The 18,115-nt window shown below is 68.8% G+C and carries 15 protein-coding genes and 1 pseudogene; all 16 read right to left on the bottom strand.

Annotation, left to right across the window (positions count from 1 at the left end; genetic code table 11):
• Window positions 1-5 precede the first annotated feature (5 nt).
• The 16 genes and pseudogenes from BMG07_RS16295 to BMG07_RS16220 all read right to left on the bottom strand — a co-directional run bounded on the left by BMG07_RS16295 (window position 6) and on the right by BMG07_RS16220 (window position 18,109).
• Window positions 6-2,261 (bottom strand): M1 family metallopeptidase, encoded by a 2,256-nt coding sequence (locus BMG07_RS16295; RefSeq protein ID WP_198085450.1) that lies wholly within the window; start codon window positions 2,259-2,261, stop codon window positions 6-8.
• Between the two features lie 644 nt (window positions 2,262-2,905).
• Entirely contained in the window at window positions 2,906-4,228 is a 1,323-nt protein-coding gene (locus BMG07_RS16290; protein WP_198085449.1) for an MFS transporter, read from the bottom strand.
• Between the two features lie 46 nt (window positions 4,229-4,274).
• On the bottom strand, window positions 4,275-5,381 hold the full coding sequence (locus BMG07_RS16285) for a porin (RefSeq protein ID WP_198085448.1): 1,107 nt from the start codon (window positions 5,379-5,381) through the stop codon (window positions 4,275-4,277).
• A gap of 44 nt (window positions 5,382-5,425) precedes the next feature.
• Window positions 5,426-6,397 carry a PDR/VanB family oxidoreductase gene (locus tag BMG07_RS16280; protein WP_198085447.1) on the bottom strand — a complete coding sequence of 324 codons (972 nt, stop codon included), beginning with the start codon at window positions 6,395-6,397 and terminating at the stop codon, window positions 5,426-5,428.
• Between the two features lie 17 nt (window positions 6,398-6,414).
• Window positions 6,415-7,470 (bottom strand): aromatic ring-hydroxylating dioxygenase subunit alpha, encoded by a 1,056-nt coding sequence (locus tag BMG07_RS16275; protein WP_198085446.1) that lies wholly within the window; start codon window positions 7,468-7,470, stop codon window positions 6,415-6,417.
• A 17-nt stretch (window positions 7,471-7,487) separates the two neighbouring features.
• Window positions 7,488-7,712, bottom strand: coding sequence for a recombinase-like helix-turn-helix domain-containing protein (locus BMG07_RS16270; RefSeq protein ID WP_198085445.1), 225 nt, complete (start codon window positions 7,710-7,712; stop codon window positions 7,488-7,490).
• Between the two features lie 31 nt (window positions 7,713-7,743).
• Window positions 7,744-8,910, bottom strand: a complete 1,167-nt coding sequence (locus tag BMG07_RS16265; protein WP_198085444.1) for an FAD-dependent monooxygenase — start codon at window positions 8,908-8,910, stop codon at window positions 7,744-7,746.
• Window positions 8,911-8,950: 40 nt separating this feature from the next.
• Entirely contained in the window at window positions 8,951-9,946 is a 996-nt protein-coding gene (locus BMG07_RS16260) for a tripartite tricarboxylate transporter substrate binding protein (protein ID WP_198085443.1), read from the bottom strand.
• Between the two features lie 14 nt (window positions 9,947-9,960).
• Window positions 9,961-10,932, bottom strand: coding sequence for a VOC family protein (locus BMG07_RS16255; RefSeq protein WP_198085442.1), 972 nt, complete (start codon window positions 10,930-10,932; stop codon window positions 9,961-9,963).
• A gap of 13 nt (window positions 10,933-10,945) precedes the next feature.
• Window positions 10,946-12,421: an aldehyde dehydrogenase gene (locus BMG07_RS16250; RefSeq protein WP_198085441.1), complete on the bottom strand. Its 1,476-nt coding sequence runs from the start codon at window positions 12,419-12,421 to the stop codon at window positions 10,946-10,948.
• 14 nt (window positions 12,422-12,435) lie between these two features.
• Entirely contained in the window at window positions 12,436-13,230 is a 795-nt protein-coding gene (locus BMG07_RS16245; protein ID WP_198085440.1) for an aspartate dehydrogenase, read from the bottom strand.
• A gap of 5 nt (window positions 13,231-13,235) precedes the next feature.
• Window positions 13,236-14,954 carry a thiamine pyrophosphate-binding protein gene (locus BMG07_RS16240; protein WP_198085439.1) on the bottom strand — a complete coding sequence of 573 codons (1,719 nt, stop codon included), beginning with the start codon at window positions 14,952-14,954 and terminating at the stop codon, window positions 13,236-13,238.
• Entirely contained in the window at window positions 14,947-15,783 is an 837-nt protein-coding gene (locus BMG07_RS16235) for an SDR family oxidoreductase (RefSeq protein ID WP_198085438.1), read from the bottom strand. The genes BMG07_RS16240 and BMG07_RS16235 overlap by 8 nt, the downstream gene beginning before the upstream one ends.
• Window positions 15,784-15,813: 30 nt before the next feature.
• The gene (locus tag BMG07_RS16230) at window positions 15,814-16,650 is read right to left on the bottom strand and encodes an IclR family transcriptional regulator (RefSeq protein WP_198085437.1); all 837 of its coding nucleotides are present in this window, start codon (window positions 16,648-16,650) and stop codon (window positions 15,814-15,816) included.
• Between the two features lie 276 nt (window positions 16,651-16,926).
• Window positions 16,927-17,550: pseudogene (locus tag BMG07_RS16225) on the bottom strand (alpha/beta fold hydrolase); the annotation flags it as partial.
• Between the two features lie 10 nt (window positions 17,551-17,560).
• Entirely contained in the window at window positions 17,561-18,109 is a 549-nt protein-coding gene (locus tag BMG07_RS16220; protein ID WP_198085436.1) for a cupin domain-containing protein, read from the bottom strand.
• Window positions 18,110-18,115: the final 6 nt, after the last annotated feature.

The raw sequence follows: 18,115 nt of genomic DNA, 5'->3' as shown, positions 1-18,115 counted from the left end.
GGTGCTCAGCGCTTCTCGTTCTCGCGCAGCTTCAGGTTGCCCTGGAAGCGCAGCGCGTGCGGGTACTCCTCCTTCTCGGCCCCCGCGTCCACCGCCGCCATGCGCTGCTGGCTCACGGCCGTCTTGGCCAGCATGGCCGCCGGCAGGTTCACGATGCCCTTGACCTGGTCGTACTGCACCTGCGTGATGCGCCCCACCTGCAGCAGCCGGAACGCGTCGCGCTCGATGTTCAGCAGCAGCGGCTTGTTGTCGGCAAAGCTCTGCGCCTTGGCCAGCAACGCGCTCCACGACTGCGCGCTGTAGTTGCTCACGTAGTAGTCCTGCCCCGTGGGCCCGGCCAGCACCGCCGTGCAGCCCGGCAGCTCCAGCTGCACCGCGCCGCTGGACATGACGAAGGTCTTGCGCTGCTCCATCGCGTCGCCATACGCCAGCGTGACCGGAATGTTCCAGGTCGACGCCGGGAACTGGTTCTGGTTGGGGAACGACTCCTGCGTGATGTTGACGTAGGTGCGGTCGGCCGCGCACTGCGCATCGACCGTGAGCAGCGGCACGCCGGTCTGGCGGATGAAGCTGTCGCCGATGTCGGCCACCTTCTTGCCGCCGCTCACTTTCTCCAGCGAAGTCCACAGCCGCGACGGCGTGACGTTGCCGAAGCCGTAGTCCTTCAGGTAGATCTGCAGGCCCTTCTGCATCGCTTCTTCGCCGATGTAGTTCTGCACCGTCTCCAGCACGTGGCTGCCCTTGTTGTAGACGAAGATCGACGGGCTGATGAAGCCGAACGAGCCCGCGTCGGTCAGGTTGCGCTGCACCGGCACGGCCGTGCTCTTCAGGTCGGCCACGATCACGTTGTGCTTGTCGAGCACGTAGTCGGAGAAGCTGTAGTACTCGGGGTGGAACTTGATGGTGGTGCGCCTTTCGAACCAGCGCGCGAACGACTCGTTGAGCCACACGTTGTCCCACCAGTCGAGCGTGACCAGGTCGCCGAACCACTGGTGCGCGATTTCATGCGTGACCACCGTCACCGAATACAGCGTGGGCTTGTCGCCCGGCTTGGTGAGCACCGCGTCGGCGAACTCGAAGATGGCGCCCCAGTTCTCCATGCCGCCGAAGCCGGTGTTGGGCTTGTTGTTGTAGCTGTCGTTGGCCGCGATGGTGTCGAACTTCTTGATCGGCAGGGGAATGCCCGTGTACTTGTAGTAGTAGTCCATGGCCACCTTGGTCCACTCCATCGGGAACGTGGCCCACGTGGAGCGGCCCGGCGGCGTGAACCAGCGCAGCGGAATGTCGCTGCCGTCCAGCGGGTTCCTGAAGGTGTCGGGCAGGATGTCGAACTTGCCGCCGCCGAAGAAGGTCAGGTACATGGGCATCGACGGTGTCTTCTCGAACGACACCTGCTGGTAGCCGTCGGGCAGTTTCACGGCCGACTTCTGCGCGCCGTTCGACACCGTCTTCCAGTCGCCCGGCACCTCGGCCGAAATCTCGAAGGTATGGCGGAAAGCCGGCTCGTCCCAGCCCGGGAACCACTGGCGCGCGTAGTTGGTTTCGCCCTGCGTCACGATGGCGTCGCTGCTCACGCCCTCGGGGGTCGACAGGCCGACCTTGAAGATGCCGGTGGCCGCCGAGCAGAACGGGTTGCGCTGCATCTCGGCGGGCGGGCAGTACTCCGCGTCGGAAAACTGGATCTTGCCGTCCCACTCCATGTGCAGCAGGTACTTGCCCTTGGCGATCTGGCCGTCGTTCAGCCGCAGCTGCACGAAGTCGCCCAGCGTCTGCGGCGTGGGAATCAGCGGTATCGCCTCGCCCGGGCTCGACACCTTGCGCAAGGTGGTGCGGCCCTTGGCGAAGTTGAGGTTGTGCGCGGCCACCACGATGGCGTCCACGGGCTTGAGCACTTCGATCTCCACGTCGCCGCGGCCCACGAAAGTCTTGAGCGCCGCATCGGGCCGGAACCACAGCTTGTAGTTGCTGGGCCAGACCGTGTCGGGTAGCTCCTGCGGCCTGGCGGACCGGTCGACCGCCGGGCCGGCGGCCGCGTCGGCCACCGCCACCGGCACGCCGTCGTCGGGGGCCTTCTTGGCGGTGTCGGGCGAAGACGCCCCCGACGCCGCCTGGTTCGACGCCGGCGCGCCGAGGCCGACGCCGCCGCTTCCGAGCGATGCGCCGCCGCCGCTGTCTCCACCGCCGCCGCATGCCGTCAGCACGGCAAGGGTCACGGCCGTGATGGCAAGATGATGGGCAACGGATGTGTTGAATTTTTTCATGATCGCCTCTGGGTACTCTTGGTAAGAAGATGCGCGGCCCTCGCAAGCACCAGCGGATAGCCGGCGATGCGCGTGGCGCGCGCGGTGATGAAGAGATGGACTACCGGTAAAAAAACGGGCAGCACGCCGCCCTCCCGGCGAACGGGTCGTTCGTCAGGACAGCACGGGCATGCAGGAGCGACACCGCGTGTGAAGCGGTGGTCCCAGAATGCGTGGGATGAGTTCGTCCATGCCCGTGCGAACGCGGGTTGATGGGATGCGAAGCGGGGGGACCGGCGGCGCTAGGGTGCTGTCAGCGCCAGGGCATCGGCACGGCGCGTTCGCGCAGGCCGGAAACGACACGTCGCGTGTCGGCGATGGCAAGAATCTCTGCGGCTCTTCTCGTTGGTTTCACGCGCATTCCCTCGTCCATTGAAGTGCGCCAGTTTTAGCTGATCGAATGCGACGGCTCAACGACTCGCGGAACTTTTCTCTCTCAAAATGTTCGCGCGCCATAGGCCGAATGGAGTCATGGACCACGGCATGCAATGCGCGATACGAAGATGGTTCCGCCGCCGAAACACATGCTCACGCAGATGACGGATTGCGAGGGCTACGACTGTGCTCGCGCAGCCACAGTACGAAGGTTCGCGTCGCCCGAAAAGCTAGGAAAGCTGTGAACCCGCGGCTGCAACCGGGGGCTGCGAACGGTCGCGCAGCCACAGCGCCAGGCCGCATCCGAACACCACCACCTGCGTGCCGATGAGCAGCGCGAAGCCCGCGAAGAAGCCCGAAGCGGAAGACGCCGACGTCACCGCCGCGCCTTGCGAACCGTGCGACACCGCGCTGATCACGCCGCCCATCAGCGCGGGCATGAAGCCCGCCACCAGGCTGCCCGCGCCGTTGGTCACGCCGAACGCGCTGGCCGTGTGCTCGGGCCGCGAGCAGTACTGCACCGTGCTCGGAATGGCTGGGCTCTGCAGGCCCCAGAAGAAGTTGGCGGCCACGAGGCAGCACGCGGCCGCATACGGGTCGTGCGCGTTGATGGCCGTCAGCACCGACAGCGCCACGCCCACGCTCGCGCCCATGAAGATGAAGGGCACGCGGTCACGCCCGACCTTGTCGATCAGCAAGCCGCCCACGAACACCGCGAGCACGGTGGCGTATTGCGGCAGCGAGGCCAGCCAGCCCATCTCGCGCATCGAGAAGCCGCGCGCCTCGCGCAGGTAGGTCGGCAACCAGTTGCTGCTGCCCCAGAGGTAGGCCAGCGCGGCCGAGGTCAGCAGCGTGATGAGGAACAGGTGCCGCGTGTGCAGCGCGCCACGCGCGATGTCGCCCACGCGCGCCATCGCCTCGCCGAACGACGAAGGCTTGACGCCGTCGGCATGCCCTGCCGGCATGCGCACGAAGGCCAGCACCAACGGAATGCCCAGCGCGATGTTCAGCACGCCCAGCACATGGAACGAGGTGTCCCACGCGAACTGCGTGAGCAGGTAGCCCACCAGCGGATAGCCGATGGCCAGCCCCAGCCCCGTGCCCATGTTGACGAAGGCGTTGGGCTTGCCGTTCTCGTCGCTGCGAAAGTGCGCCTTGATGTACGACGAGGCCAGCGAGAACAGCGGCCCTTCCGACACGCCCAGCAGCACGCGCGAGGCCAGCAGCAGCCCGTAGCTGTGGAACATCGGCGAGGCCCACGTCACCACGCCCCAGAGAATCAGCCCGTACACCAGGCTGCGCCGCACGCCGAACAGCGCCGAGCAGAACGGCGTGAGCACGAAGGCCGACACGCCGTAGCCCAGCATGAACGCCGTCGCCAGGAAGCCCTGGCTCACGCGGTCGCCCGCCGCGATGCCCACGTGGTCGAGAAAGGCCTTGTCGGTGATGAGCACCGCGATGTTGATGCGGTCCACATAGGAGATCGCGACGATCACGAAGAGCGTGAGAACGCCGTACCAACGATAGTGCTTGTTGTTGCTGCTGCTCTTCATGACCTGTGCTGCCGGTGAGGGAGTGAGTGACGAGGCGCCCGCGCGCCTAGAACATGTGGCGCATGCCGAACTCCGCGCCGCTGGAGGCGCGGTTCGGCGCGGTGATCGCGCCCGAAAGAGCGGCCGAGGCACCGTTGCTGTTGCTGATGCGCGCGATGGTGGCGTACACCGCCGTGCGCTTCGACAGGTTGTGCACGTAGCCGATGGCCAGCTTCGACGAGGTGGGCTTCAGCGCCGCGCCCAGCGGCTCCAGCCGGTAGCGCGCATACGAGCTCTTGATCTCGCCCGGCCCGATAGGCAACTGGAAGCCGATGAGCGCGCCCTTGGCGTCGGTGCTGCCCTTGGACTCCTTGTACAGCTCGCTCGTGAGCTTGAGGTTCATCAGCGAGGGGCCGAAGGTGTAGGCCGCGCCGAGGTTGGTCACGCGCAGGTCGCCGCTCGCATAGCGCGTGCGGCCCGTGGCCAGCGCGATGTTGAGCCCGCCGCTCTGGTAGCCGAAGCGCGCGCCCGTGTGGTCGCCGTCGTGGCGGTTCGGGATCTGCGTGTTCGGCAGCACCGAGTTGGAGTCGTTCTCGCCCATGGCGTACATCACCTGGCCGTAGAAGCCGCCGAGGTTGGACGGCAGCAGGTAGCCCACGCTGTTGGAGGCGCGCGTGCCCGTGGGCGCGACCAGCCCGCCCAGGCCCGAGAAATAGATCTGGTTGGCGCCGATGCCGCTGCCCGTGCCGAAGGGATCGAAGATGGCCGTGTTCCAGAACGCGGGCACGTAGTCGCGCCCCAGCCGCAGTTCGCCGAACGGGCCCGCGAGGCTCACGGTGGAGCGGCGGTTGAAGCTCAGCACGCCCGCGGTGCCGGTGCCGCTGGCCTGGTTGTTCGAGTTCGACGGAAAGCCCAGCGCGCTGTCGTTCTGCAGCCCCATCTCGAGCCAGAAGTTGGCCGAGTAGCCGCCGCCCAGGTCTTCGGTGCCGCGAAAGCCCAGGCGGCTGAACATGTTGCCGCTGTTGGTCAGCTGCATCTTGTGGGCGGAACCGTCGCCACTGCCCTTGGTGTAGGTGACGGCGGCGTCGACCACGCCGAACAGGGTGAGGGAAGATTGGGCCAGCGCTCCGCCAGCCGCGCTGATCGAAACCAGCGTGAGCAAGTACTTTTTCATGGAATGTCTCGGGTGGTTTTTCTTCTGGCCAGGGGCCTTGGGGTTCAGATATCGAGCACCAGCCGCGCGCCCTTGCAGCGCGAGACGCAGATCATCATGGTCTTGTTGGACGCACGTTCGATCTTGGTGAGGATGCCGTCGTGATGCTCGATCTCGCCCTCGAGCACAGCCGTTTCGCAGGCGCCGCACACGCCTTCCTTGCAGCTGTGGTCGGGGTTGAGGCCGGCATCGATCAGGCTGTCGAGAATCGACTTGCCCGCCGGCACCTCCACGTTCTTTCCGCTCTTGGCGCACTCGACCACGCAGCTTTGCGTGGCGGCGGGCGCTTCCACGTGCACGGCGGCGAAGCGCTCGATGTGCGCGTTGGCGTAGCCCAGTTGCTCGCAGCTCTTCTCGAAGGCGTCGAGCATCGGCGTGGGGCCGCAGCAGTAGTAGTGGCTGTCGGCGCCCTTGCCTTCGAGCAGCGCGGCGAGCCGGGGCGGCGCGCCCTGCTCGTCGTCGAAGTGCCAGGTCAGCTGCACCGACTTTTCCCTGGCCAGCGCCTCGATGGCGTCGCAGAAGGCGGCCTCCTTGCGGGTGCGCGCGCAGTACAGCAGCTCGACCGGTTTGCCGATGGCCACCAGCCGCTGCAGCATGCTCCAGATGGGCGTCACGCCGATGCCGCCAGACACCAGCACCGAGCGCGCGGCGCCCTCTTCCACCAGCTTGAAGTTGTTGCGCGGCGCCGAGATGGGCAGCGTCATGCCCACGCGCAGTTGCTGGTGCACGTAGCGCGAGCCGCCGCGGCTCTTGCGGTCGTTGAGCACGCCCACCACGTAGCGCTGGCGGTCGCTGGCGGGGTTGCACAGCGAGTAGCTGCGCACCAGCCCGTTGGGCAGGTGCAGGTCGATGTGGGAGCCGGCCTCGAAGGCGGGGAAATCCACCGCCGGCGTGGCCGGGCGGAACTCGACGCTCACGATGCCGTCGGCCTCGTAGCGCATCGTGTGCACCAGGGCGTTGAGCGTGGGAGAAGACATGGCGGCTGTGCTCCGTCTCAGGCCGTGGCGGCTTCTTGCGCCGGCGCCAGTTGTGCCATCGCCAGGTTGCGCATGTGGCGGCGCAGCCGCACGATGCCCAGGTCGTGCTGGTAGAGGTTCTCGTGCTGGTTGGCGTCGGCCTCCATCTCCTCGAGCATCACGCGGTCCTGCTCCAGCACGTGCCAGTGGCGGGCCTCCAGGCGGTTCCTGTACAGGAAGCGCCAGGTGTCGCGCTGCCAGCCCGGCGCCAGCTTGCGCACGCGCCAGAAGAAGGTGGCCGTCATGCCCTTCACGATCGGCGAGAACGCGCCGATGATGATGAAGTTACCGCCGGGGCCGCCGGTCTTGGGGTACGGAATTTCAAGGCGCATCCAGTGGATGCCGGTGTCGGCCCACTCGGTCCAGTCGAAGTTGACGTTGCGCTGGCCTTCTTTTTCGAACACGAAGCCGATGTCGGTCGGGCGAATGCCGAACTTGGCGCTCGAGTCGCCCTCGGCCATCGAGTGCGACTGCTTGTGCAGGTACGTGCCGTGCATCGGGTCCATCACGTTGTCGAGCACGTAGCGGTAGTCGCCCTTCCATTCGGTGTAGCAAAGAAAGCTCGAGTACTCGGCGTCGTCGGTCAGTTGCTCGGGCAGCACCAGCGGGGGCGCCACGTCGACCGGCTCCTTCGAGTTGTAGATGAACACCGCGCCCGCGCGCTCCTGCACATGGAAGTGCCGCGTGGCCTGCGAGCCTTCGAGCTTGCAGCCGGGGCTGCCGGGCACGCGCGTGACGATGCCGTCATGCCGCACTTCCACGCCGTGGTAAGGGCACGAGAGCCTGTCGCCCAGCACCACGCCCTGCGACAGCGGCGCGCCGCGGTGCGGGCAGCGGTCTTCCAGCGCGTGCAGCACGCCTTCGCCGTCGCGCCACAGCGCGAGCTTGCGGCCGAGGCGGCGCAGGGAGACGGGGTTCTCCTTGATGAAGTGCGAGGGGCAGATGGGGTACCAGAGGTCCTTCAGGCCGATCTCGAGCAGGTGGTCGACCGGGTCCGCATGAGCGGTTGCCGCAGGTTGGATGGCGATGGTCATGATGGATTCCTCTTCTCTCAGCCGGCCAGCGCGGCCATTTCCTTGGCGTACAGCGCCTCGGTCCAGGGCTTGCCGCCGGGCGTGGCAAGCCCGCTGTCGTTCAGGCGCTGCACCAGCCCCGCGAGGTCGTGCACGCCGTCGGCGAAGGCGCGCTCGATCACGTCGCCCAGCAGGTCTTCGTAGGTGGTCGCGGGGCGCTGGCGCGCCTGGTGCGGTTGCAGGTAGCGGTCTTGTGTTTGCATCGTGTGCCTCCGTGGGGTGAGGTGGAATGAATCAGGCGGCGCTGGCGGCGGCCATCGCGGGCGTGCCGAGCGGCGCGGCCCATGCGTCGTAGCCGTACACCCAGTCGGCGTTGCCGCCTTCGCGCAGCCAGTTGTTGCCGCGCGAGCCCAGTTGCACCTGGCTCGCGCGCTCGATGCGCGCGGTCTCGAAGGCTTTCAGCGCGGCGGGCACGCCCGCCATGGCCACGCCGTCGAGATGGCGCGACAGCACCACCGCGTCTTCGATGGCCATGCCCGCGCCCTGCGCCATGAACGGCAGCATCGGGTGCGCGGCGTCGCCCAGCAGCGCCATGCGGCCCTGCGCCCAGGCGGGCGTGGGGTCGCGCTCGTACAGCGCGGTCTTGAGCACCGTGTCGCAGGCGTCGAGCAGGGCACGCGCGTCGGGGTGGTAGGCCACGTACTCGGCGCGCAACTCGTCGACGCTGCCCGGCGCGGTCCACGACTCCAGGTGCCAGGTGTCCTGCGGCGTGGTCGCGAAGATGAAGATGTCCTTGCCCCGGTTCAGCGGGAACGTGACGATCTGGCTCTGCGGGTTGGGCCCCCACCACTTGGTGAAGGCACCGAGGTTGGGCACGCCGGCCACGCGCTCGGCGGGCACCACAGCGCGATACGCCACGATGCCGGTGAAGCGCGGGCTCTCGGCGCCGAACATCGCGGTGCGCACGCACGAGTGGATGCCGTCCGCGCCGATCAGCGCGCCCACGCGGGCGCTGCTGCCGTCGGTGAAGGCGATGCGCACGCCGGTGTCGTCCGGCGCGATGGTCTCGGCGCGCTTGCCCAGCGCCACGCGTTCGGCCGGGAACATGTCGGCCAGCGCGGCCAGCAGGTCAGCGCGGTGAATGGTCAGCTGCGGCGCGCCGTAGCGCTGCTCGGCCGAGTCGGCCATTTCCAGCCGCGAGGTTTCTTCGCCGGTGTCGTAGGTGCGGCTGATGCGGTGCGACGGGCGCGCCGCCGTCACGCGGGCCGCATCGCCCACGCCCAGGCCGTCGAGCGCGCGCACGGCATTGGGCGTGAGGTTGATGTCGGCGCCGACGCGGGCGAACTGCTTCGCCTGCTCGAACACGACCACGTCGTGGCCCGCGCGCCGCAGCGCGATGGCCGCCACGAGGCCGCCGATGCCGGCACCCACGATGCCGATGGTGGATTCGCTTGTCTTCATGAAAGGCTCTTTCCTCGGGGTTCTGTCGCGTGCGGCCGGCCTATTCGGCCACGATGTTGCGGGCCTTGATGATCTTGGCCCACACGGCCGTTTCATCGCGGATGTAGCTGGCGAACTCGGCCGGCTTCATGGCCGTGTCGGTCATGCCCTGCAGCTTCAGGCGCTCGCGCACCTCGGGCCGCGACAGCATTTCGGCCGCGTCCTTGGCGAGTTGCTCGACCACGGCGGGCGGCGTGCCCTTGGGCGCCATCAGCCCGTACCACGAGGTCACGGACACGCCCTGGATGCCCTGCTCCGCCAGCGTCGGAATGTCGGGCGCGGCGGCGCTGCGCCTGGCCTCGGTGATGCCGATGGCCACCAGCTTGCCTTGCTTGAGGAACGGCAGCGTCGCGGGCAGGTTGCTGAACATCAGCGGCACCGAGCCGCCGAGCACGTCGTTCAGCGCGGGCGCCGTGCCCTTGTACGGCACGTGCAGCATGTCGATGCCCGCCTGCTGCTTGAACAGCTCGCCCGCCAGGTGCAGGCCGCTGCCCACGCCGGGCGAGGCATACGACAGCGTGCCGGGCTTGGCCTTGGCCTGCGCCACCAGTTCCTTCGCGTTCTTGATGCCCGATGACGGCGACGCCACCAGCACGTTGGGCGCCTTGGCCAGCATGGTGATCGGCACGAAGTCCTTCGCCATGTCGAACGGGAAGTTGGGCATCAGCGTCGGGTTGATGGTGACGTTGCCCGCCGGAATCACCAGCAGCGTGTGGCCGTCGCCCTTGGCGCGCTTGACCTTCTCCATGCCGATGTTGCCGGCCGCGCCCACCTGGTTGTCGACCACGGCCGCCTGGCCGTAGCGCTTGGTCAAGCCTTCGGACAGCACGCGGGCCAGCGTGTCGACCGGCCCGCCGGGCGGGAACGGCGAGATGATGGTGAAGCGCTCGCTGGCAAGCTGCTTCTGCGCATCGCTTTGCTGCGCATGCACGGGCGCGGCGAGCGTGAAGGCCGCGAGCGCGGCGAACAAAACGGAGAAAGAAAAACGTCGTTGCATGGGAGTCGAGGGGTTCATTTCTTTTCGGTGAGGAAGGCGCCCTTGGGGCCTTCCGCGTTCTTCTGGCGGCGCGTGTGGCCGTCCAGGCCGCCGTCGACCGCCCACTCGGCGAACACCGTGGGGCCGGGCTCGAACTCGCGCGGCTGCCAGTCGGCGGTGAGCTGGTCTTCGTCGGCGTAGTACTCGATCAGGCCGCCGGCCGGGTTCTTGAAGTACCAGAAGTACGCGGACGACACCGGGTGGCGGCCCGGGCCCAGTTGCGTTTCCCAGCCGCAGCGCGAGAAATGCAGGCCGCCGCCGAACACCTCGTGGATGTCGCGCACGGTGAAGGCCACGTGGTTGATGCCGCGCTTGCCCGAGGGAATCTGCAGCAGGAACAGGTCGTGATGGCCGCCTTCGGCCGCACAGCGCATGAACGCGCCGCGGTTGGGGTAGCTGTCGGACGCGACGAAGCCGAAGCGCTGCGCGTAGAACGCGCTGGTGGCCTTCACGTCGCTCACGAAGAACACCACATGGCCCACCTCGATGGGCGTGGCGCGTTCGTACACGGGCGCGGCCTGGTTGATGCGCGGCTTGGCGTTCCAGGTGTTCATGGCGCCGCAGTCGACCTGCACCGCGTGCTTGCGGCTGACCTGCAGCCGCACGGCCAGGCCGTTGGGGTCGGTGCAGCCGATGCGGCGCGCGCCGCAGACGGGGGTGTCGAAGAAGTCCGGGTCTTGCGCGATGGCGTCGGCGTAGCGGTCGAGGTCCGCGTCGCTTTCCACGCCCCACACCACTTCGCGCAGGGTCGGGCCCTCTTCCATCGCGGGCGGCAGGCCCGGCTTGTCCCACGCCGCAACGACCACCTTGCAGCCGTTGAGGCACTCGAAGACGAGTTCGTCGGACGCTTCCGACTTCAGCGCGAGGCCCCAGTCCAGGAAGAACTGGCGGCAGGCGGGCAGGTCGTCCGCGCCGTAGGTGATCTGGTCGATGCCAAGTACGCTCATGATCTTTTCGCTCTCAGTTGGCCCACGGCAGGGGTTGTTCGTTCGTGCCCCAGTACATGCTCTTTTGCTCCATGTACTGGAAGATGCCTTCGCGGCCCTTCTCGCGGCCCAGGCCGCTGTCGCGCCAGCCGCCGAAGGGCGTGGACACCGAGAACTGCTTGTAGGTATTGACCCAGACCGTGCCGGCCTGCACCGCGCGGCCCAGCTTCCAGGCGCGCTTGAAGTCGCGGCTCCACACGCCGGCCGCCAGCGCGTAGACGCTGTCGTTGGCCTGTGCGATCAGCTCCTCTTCGCTGTCGAAGGGCATCGCGACCAGCACCGGGCCGAAGATCTCTTCCTGGCTGATGCGCGCGCTGTTGGTCAGGCCTTCGATGATGGTCGGCTTGTAGAAGTAGCCGTGGTCATAGCCGTCGCCATGCGGGCGTACGCCGCCCGTGCGAATCTTGCCGCCCTCTGACACGCCCAGGTCCACATAGCGCTCGATGCCCTCGCGGTGCTTCGCCGTGATGAGCGGGCCCATCTGCGTGCGCTCCGACGCCGGGTCGCCCACGCGCAGTGCGTTGGCGCCTTCGGCCAGCCGCGTGAGGAACTCGTCGTAGATGCCGCGCGCCACGAACAGGCGCGAGCCCGCGATGCACGACTCGCCCGACGAACTGAAGATGCCGTAGAGCACGCCGTTCACCGCATGGTCGAGGTCGGCGTCGTCCAGCACCATGGTCGGCGACTTGCCGCCCAGCTCCAGCGACACCGGCATCATCTTGTCGGCCGCGATGTGGGCAATGTGCTTGCCCGTGGTGGTGCCGCCCGTGAACGACACGCGCTTGACCAGCGGGTGCTTGGTGATCGCGTCGCCGATGACCGAGCCCTTGCCCGGCAGCACGCTGACGATGCCCTTGGGCACGCCGGCCAGCTCGCAGATGCGGGCCAGCTCCAGCGCCATCAGCGGCGTGACTTCGGCGGGCTTCACCACCACCGCGTTGCCGGCCGCCAGCGCGGGCGCCAGCTTTTGCGCCTCGCTGGCGATGGGCGAGTTCCACGGCGTGATGGCCGCGACCACGCCCATGGGCTCGTGCACGCTCATCGTGACGAAGGCGCCGCGCGACGGCGTGATGGTTTCTTCGAGCGTCTCCAGCGCGGCGGCGAAGAACTGGAAGGTGCCGGCGGCGCTGGCCACGAGGTTGCGGGTTTCGGTGATCGGCTTGCCGTTGTCCAGGCGCTGCTTCTGCGCGAGCGACTCGCCCTCTTCGCGAATCAGCTGCGCCACGCGGTGCAGCACGGCGGCGCGCTCGTGCGGCAGGCGCTGCGCCCAGCCGCTGGTGCGGAACGCGTGGTCGGCGCGGGTGATGGCCTCTTCGACATCGGCCAGGCTTGCGGCCTTCAGGCGCGCGATGGGCTCGCCGGTGGCGGGGTACAGGCTTTCGTAGACGTCGCCGCCGCCCAGGCGCCATTCGCCGGCGATGCAGATCGGGAGAAGTTCGGAAGAGATCATGGAAGGACTCAGACTCAGATGGCAAGCGCGGCCACGCGGTTGCGCAGCGCGCGCACGGCGCTGTACACGGTGAGCGCCGAGGTCTTGGGGTTGGCCGCGAGCGGCTTGTTGCGCATGGTCAGCGCGAAGCTGCCGAAGGCGCCCTCGGCTTCGACCGTGTGCACGTTCTCGGTGGTGGCAGGGTCGGCAATCAGCCGCACCAGGGTCTTGTCGAGCCCCAGGCCCGCGAGCGACACGGTGGCCGCGACGTTGGCGTTCTTCGGGTAGAGCAAGGCCGCTTCGCGCGCGCTGCCCTCGAAGATCACGGTTTCGGCGGACAGCGCGCCCAGGTCGCGGCCCTGCTCGGCCGGCGTGCCCTTCCACGCCTGCGGCGGCTTGCGGCCGGTGTAGCGCACGCTGTCGAGCCCGCCGATGCGGGCGGCGGCCAGCGCGTCGATGGCGCCGACGGCGCCGGGAATCAGCTGCACCTGCGTCCGGCCGGCAATGGCGGCGGCCTCGAGCTTTTCCGCGAGGCCCTTGGCCGACAGCGCGCCGACCGACGCGACCACGCAGGGCGTGCCGCGTGCCAGCGCGGGCAGCACGTGCTGCTCGATGGCGGCATGGCCGGCGGTCTCGACCACGAGGTCGATGCCTTCGGCGGGTACGCTGCTCGCGACCCGCACGCCCGGTGCAACTTGCCGCGCCGCGGCCACGCCCTCGGCGGGCACGACGATGGCGGCCACCTGCAGGGCGGCATCGCCCTTCAGCAGTTCGAGCACCGAGGTGCCGATGGCACCGCAGCCGATCAATGCGACACGCAACTCGCGCACGTCCGTCACTCCACCGAAGCCGCAGCGGTCTTGCCGAGCGCCGGGATCTGCGTCACGGTGTTGGTCGGCGGGCCCGCGAAGGCGCTCTTGAAATCGCCGATGGAGAGCATGTCGATCTCCAGCAGGAACGGGCCCTTCTTGGCCAGCGCATCGCCCAGCCTGGCCTTCAGCTCGTCCATGCGCTGCACGCGCGCATGCGGCAGCGACAGCGCCTTGCACAGCAGCGCGTAGTCGGGCGTGTGCAGGTCGGCATAGCAGCGGCGGCCGCCGTACTGCGCGTCCTGGATGTTCTTGATGACGCCGTAGCCCTTGTCGTTCATGAGCACGATGACCATGTCGGCCTCTTCCTGCACCGCCGTGGCGAGCTCGCCCAGGTTCAGGATGAAGCCGCCGTCGCCGGCCAGGCAGAAGGTCTTGCGGCCCGAAGCCGTTTCGGCCGCGCCGATGGCCGCGCCGATGGCCATGGGCATGCCCTGCCCGATGCCGCCGCCCGTGGCGTGCACGCCGGCGCTGGGCTCGAAGATGCGCAGCTCGCGGTTGCCCCAGGTGCTGTTCGACACGGTGACGTCGCGCACCCAGTTGAAGTTGCGGCCCGCGGCGGACTGCAGTTCCTTCACGAGCTCGGCATACGGGCCGAGGCCGTCGGTGAGCGTGGCCACGGCCTGCGCATGCGCGGCGCGCAGCTCGGTGAGCAACGCGGGGTCGGCCTTGTACTTCGCGGCTTCGAGGCGGTCGGCCAGGCCTTCGAGGGCCAGCGCGGAATCGCCGCACACGAACAGGTCGCTCGTGTAGCCACGGCCTTCGGCGGCTGCGTCGGCGTCGATGCGCAGCAGCGGGCGCGGCAGCTTGAGCTCGTACTTGAGCGTTTCGTTGCCGCGCAGCCGCGAGCCCACGACCAGCATCGCGTCGCAGCGCTGGTAGAGCGCCTCGACGGGCTTGTGGATGTTGTAGGAGCCGAGCGAGCCGGCGTCGTCCTCGGGCACCGTGCCGCGCCCTTGCGTGGTCGTGACCACGCCGAAGCCCAGCTTCTGCAGGCGCTGGATGGCCGCGCGGGCATGGCGCGCGCCGCCACCGACCCACAACATCGGGCGCTTGGCGGCCGCGAGGCGCGAGGCCAGCGCGTCGAGCGCGGCGGCCGAGGGCACGGGCCGCTCGATGGGCAACGGCGACAGGTCGGCGGGCATGGTCGTGAGCGCCGACTGGATGTCGATCGGGATCTCCACGCTCACGGGGCCGGTCGGCGCCGTGAGTGCGAGCTGCACCGCGCGCTTGAGCGTGCCGAGCACCGTTTCCACGCTGCGCACGCGCAGCGCGGCTTTGGACACCGCCTTGAGCATGGTGAGCTGGTCGGGCGCTTCGTGGATGTACGACATGCCCTTGTCCAGGTACGGCGTCTCGATCTGCCCCGTGATGTGCAGCAGCGGCGCGCCGGCGGTGAGCGCCTCGACCATGCTGCCCGCGATGTTGCCCGCCGCCGGGCCGGTGCTGGTGAGGCACACGCCCAGGCTGGCGGTGGAGCGCGCATAGGCGTCGGCCATGTTGCCCGCGCCGGCCTCGCCGCGCGCCGGCACGAAGCGGATCGCGCCGCGCTGCGCGAAGGCATCGAGGATGGGCATGTTGTGGATCGAGATCACACCGAAGGCCGCCTTGACGCCGCACTGTTCGAGGAAGGCGGCGACGACTGCGCCGACGGTGACTGTGGTGTTGTTCGTGGGGTTATGCATGGCGCGAAAGGCCTCCGGAAATGTCGATGTGGCTGCCGGTCGTGTACGACGCGAGCGGTGAAGCAAGAAAAAGAATCGCGCGCGCGGCTTCGGTCGGAAGCCCCAGGCGACCCAGCGGGATGTGTTTGTTCCGGGCGAGCTGGCCGCTCCAGGCGGACCAGTCTTGCGACTTGTCTTCGCGCGCCTCGAAGCGGCGGCGCCACTGGCCCGACTCGACCAGGCCGATCAGGATGCCGTTGACGCGCACGCCCTGCGGCGCGAATTCGGTGGCCATGGAGCGCACGAGGTTCAGCAGCCCGGCGCGCGCGGCCGAGGTGGCGACCATGTGCGGCTCGGGCTGGCGCGCGAGCAGCGAGTTGGCGCAGACGATGGCCGCGTCGCCCAGCGCCGAGCGCCGCGCCGCGAGCTGCGGCAGGAAGGCGCGCGTGGGGTTGATCACCGAGAAGAACTTCAGGTTGAGCTCCTCGGTCCAGGCCGCGTCGTCGGTGTCGGCGAAGGTGGAAACACGGCCCTGCCCCGCGTTGTTCACGAGCATCGAGGCCGGGCCGAGCGCGGCCTCGCTGGCGGCGGCAAAGGCCCGCACCGAGGCGGCGTCGAGCACGTCGCACGGCTGCGCGAAAAGCTTCGCGCCCGGGTGCCGTTCGCGCAGGCCGGCCACGGCGCTTTCAAGGCGCTGCGCGTTGCGGCCGCACAGCGCGACCGCCGCGCCGCAGCCGAGCAGCAGCTCGACGGTGGCAAGGCCGATGCCCGACGAGCCGCCCGTGACCACGGCCACGCGACCGGCCAGTGCGTCGGCGGCGAAGAAGAAGGAAGAAGACGGCGTGGTCATGGCGTGGCGGTGACTTGGCGGTGGCGGGTTTCAGGCGCTGCGCAGCGGCACGACCTTGGCGGTGCGCGCGGGCGAGTAGTTCAGCAGGCCGGAGATTTCGTCGGCGGTGCCGCGCACGCGCTGCACCATCTCGTCGATCCGGCTTTCCTCGATGTGGCTCGCGGTGACGGTGGCGCCCAGTGCCGCCACGATGTGGCCGCTGTGGTCGCGCACGGGCGCCGCGATGCTGGAGATGTTCGATTCGAAGAAGCCCTCGCCCAGCACATAGCCGCGCTGGCGGTCGGCCTGCACCATGTCGAACAGCTCGGTCACGGTGCGCGGCGTGCTCGGCGAGAAGGTCTCGAGCTTGTCCTCGGGGTAGAGCGCGCGCAGTTGCGGCAGGGTCAGGTCTTCGAGCAGGATGCGGCCGAGCACCGTGGCGTGGGCCGGCAGGCGCGTGCCCACGGTGACCGAGCTGGCGAACGGCGTGGGCGGCGCCACCTTGGCCACGTAGACGATGGAGCGGCCGTCGCGCACCACCAGGTTGCAGGGCGTGCGCAGCTCGTCGCACAGGCGGTTGAGCAGCGGCGTGCCCAGCTGCGTGAGCTCCAGCGACGCGAGGTATTCGAAGCCCAGGCGCAGCACGGCCAGGCCCAGGCGGTAGTCGCGCCCGCCCTCGGCGCGTTCGAGAAAGCCCATGTTCTCCAGCGTGGTGAGCAGGCGGAACACGGTCGAGCGCGGCAGGTCGAAGCGGCGCGCCAGCTCGGGCGCGGAGAGCGTGCGGTTCTCGCGGCTGAACTCGCACAGCACGCGCAGGCCGCGCTCCAGCGCGGGCACGTTGTAGCGGTCGGCGCCCTCTTCCATCACTTCGTTGTCGTTGGTGGCCATGCCTGTTCTTTCCTTGGATGTCTTCTTGTCTGTGTTGCGGTCAGCCGGCGAGCGATTCGCGCAGCAGCGTGGCGACGGCCTGCGGTTGTTCCACATAGCCGGCGTGCCCCGCATCGTCCACCAATTCGAGCGGTACGCCGCACCGGCGCGCCACCTCTTCGCAGGCCGCCGGCGGCGTGACCACGTCGAGCGCGCCGCAGGCCACGCGCACGGGCATGGGCGGCGGCAGGTCGGCCAGCAGGTCGGCGTTGCACAGCAGCTCGACGGCCTGGCGATAGCGTGGTCGTTCAGGCGCGCCATGTTCCAGCGCACCCACTGGCGGGCGTGCTCGCCGGCCTTGTCGGACACGAGGCGGCCGGCGCGTTTGGCCGCCATGCCGGCGATGCCGAGCTCGTCGAGCGTGGCCAGGCGTTCGGCGCGGACCTTGGCGCGTGCTGCCTCGCGGGATGCGGCGCCGTAGCCGATGGCCGGGCTCACGAGCACGAGGCGGCGGATGCGCTGGTCGGTGCGCGCGGCCGACGCGGCGGTGATGGCCCCGAGTGAATGGCCGACGAGCACGCACGAGTCGATGCCGAGCGCGTCGAGCAAGGCGCCCAGGCGCGCGGCGTATTCGGCGGCCGTGGGTGCGGCGGCTTCGAGCGGTGTCGATTCGCCATAGCCCGGTGCGTCCCACGCGATCACGCGGGCTTGCGATGCGAGCAGCGCAGCCGTGTCGATCCACGAGGCCGCGCCCGAGCCGATGCCGTGCAGGCACACGACCACCGGCCCATTGCCGCATTCGCGCACCGACACCACGGCGCCGCCGCCGACCGCGACATTGCGGGCCGCAAAGCGTGCGTCAAGCCGTGCCAGCTCGGCGGCGGACAACGCGAGCGCGTCGGGGGCGATGGTGTCGTTCATGGCCGGCCGCTCAGCGCTTGATCTTTGCGAGCGGGTGATCGGCCGGGTACGTCGGCGTCACGGGCTTCTTTGCGCCGAGCATCACGCACATCAGCGCGTCTTCGTCGCCGATGTTGATCTCTTCGCGGTACACGCCGGGCGGCACCGAGATCAGGTCGCGGTCGGTCATGATGGTCTCGAAGCGCTCGCCGTCTTTCTCGATCACCACCTTGAGCTTGCCGCGGATCAGGAAGAACACTTCTTCCACGTCGGTGTGCAGGTGCGGCGGGCCTTCGTGGCCGGCCGGGATCACCATGGTCGAGAAGGTGAAGTGCTCGGCGGCCACGGTGTTGACGTCCTTCGCCACGCCGGTGCCGCCCGTGCCCACGTAGCGCATCTGCGCGCGGCGGTACTTGGGGTCGAAGTCGGCCTGGAACTTCAGCGCGTCCCAGTCGTACTTGCGGGTGTCGTAGCGCGCGATGCGGCTGTTCATCCACTCGGCGAGGTTCGTGCCTTCGGGCTGCGCCAGGGTGGTGGCGGGCGCATCGGTGATCTTTTGCTGTTCGGACAGATCGCTCATCGGAAA

Origin of the sequence: Variovorax sp. E3 (assembly GCF_016082275.1) — a bacterium.
Classification (GTDB): Bacteria; Pseudomonadota; Gammaproteobacteria; order Burkholderiales; family Burkholderiaceae_C; genus Variovorax.
The sequence above is the reverse complement of the archived record's forward strand: the minus strand, read 5'-3'. Positions and strand labels throughout refer to the sequence as shown.

Coding starts and splice junctions, on each gene's coding strand:
- BMG07_RS16295 (WP_198085450.1), bottom strand. CDS start 2,261: ATGAAAAAATTCAACACATCCGTTGCCCATCATCTTGCCATCACGGCC.
- BMG07_RS16290 (WP_198085449.1), bottom strand. CDS start 4,228: ATGAAGAGCAGCAGCAACAACAAGCACTATCGTTGGTACGGCGTTCTC.
- BMG07_RS16285 (WP_198085448.1), bottom strand. CDS start 5,381: ATGAAAAAGTACTTGCTCACGCTGGTTTCGATCAGCGCGGCTGGCGGA.
- BMG07_RS16280 (WP_198085447.1), bottom strand. CDS start 6,397: ATGTCTTCTCCCACGCTCAACGCCCTGGTGCACACGATGCGCTACGAG.
- BMG07_RS16275 (WP_198085446.1), bottom strand. CDS start 7,470: ATGACCATCGCCATCCAACCTGCGGCAACCGCTCATGCGGACCCGGTC.
- BMG07_RS16270 (WP_198085445.1), bottom strand. CDS start 7,712: ATGCAAACACAAGACCGCTACCTGCAACCGCACCAGGCGCGCCAGCGC.
- BMG07_RS16265 (WP_198085444.1), bottom strand. CDS start 8,910: ATGAAGACAAGCGAATCCACCATCGGCATCGTGGGTGCCGGCATCGGC.
- BMG07_RS16260 (WP_198085443.1), bottom strand. CDS start 9,946: ATGCAACGACGTTTTTCTTTCTCCGTTTTGTTCGCCGCGCTCGCGGCC.
- BMG07_RS16255 (WP_198085442.1), bottom strand. CDS start 10,932: ATGAGCGTACTTGGCATCGACCAGATCACCTACGGCGCGGACGACCTG.
- BMG07_RS16250 (WP_198085441.1), bottom strand. CDS start 12,421: ATGATCTCTTCCGAACTTCTCCCGATCTGCATCGCCGGCGAATGGCGC.
- BMG07_RS16240 (WP_198085439.1), bottom strand. CDS start 14,954: ATGCATAACCCCACGAACAACACCACAGTCACCGTCGGCGCAGTCGTC.
- BMG07_RS16235 (WP_198085438.1), bottom strand. CDS start 15,783: ATGACCACGCCGTCTTCTTCCTTCTTCTTCGCCGCCGACGCACTGGCC.
- BMG07_RS16230 (WP_198085437.1), bottom strand. CDS start 16,650: ATGGCCACCAACGACAACGAAGTGATGGAAGAGGGCGCCGACCGCTAC.
- BMG07_RS16220 (WP_198085436.1), bottom strand. CDS start 18,109: ATGAGCGATCTGTCCGAACAGCAAAAGATCACCGATGCGCCCGCCACC.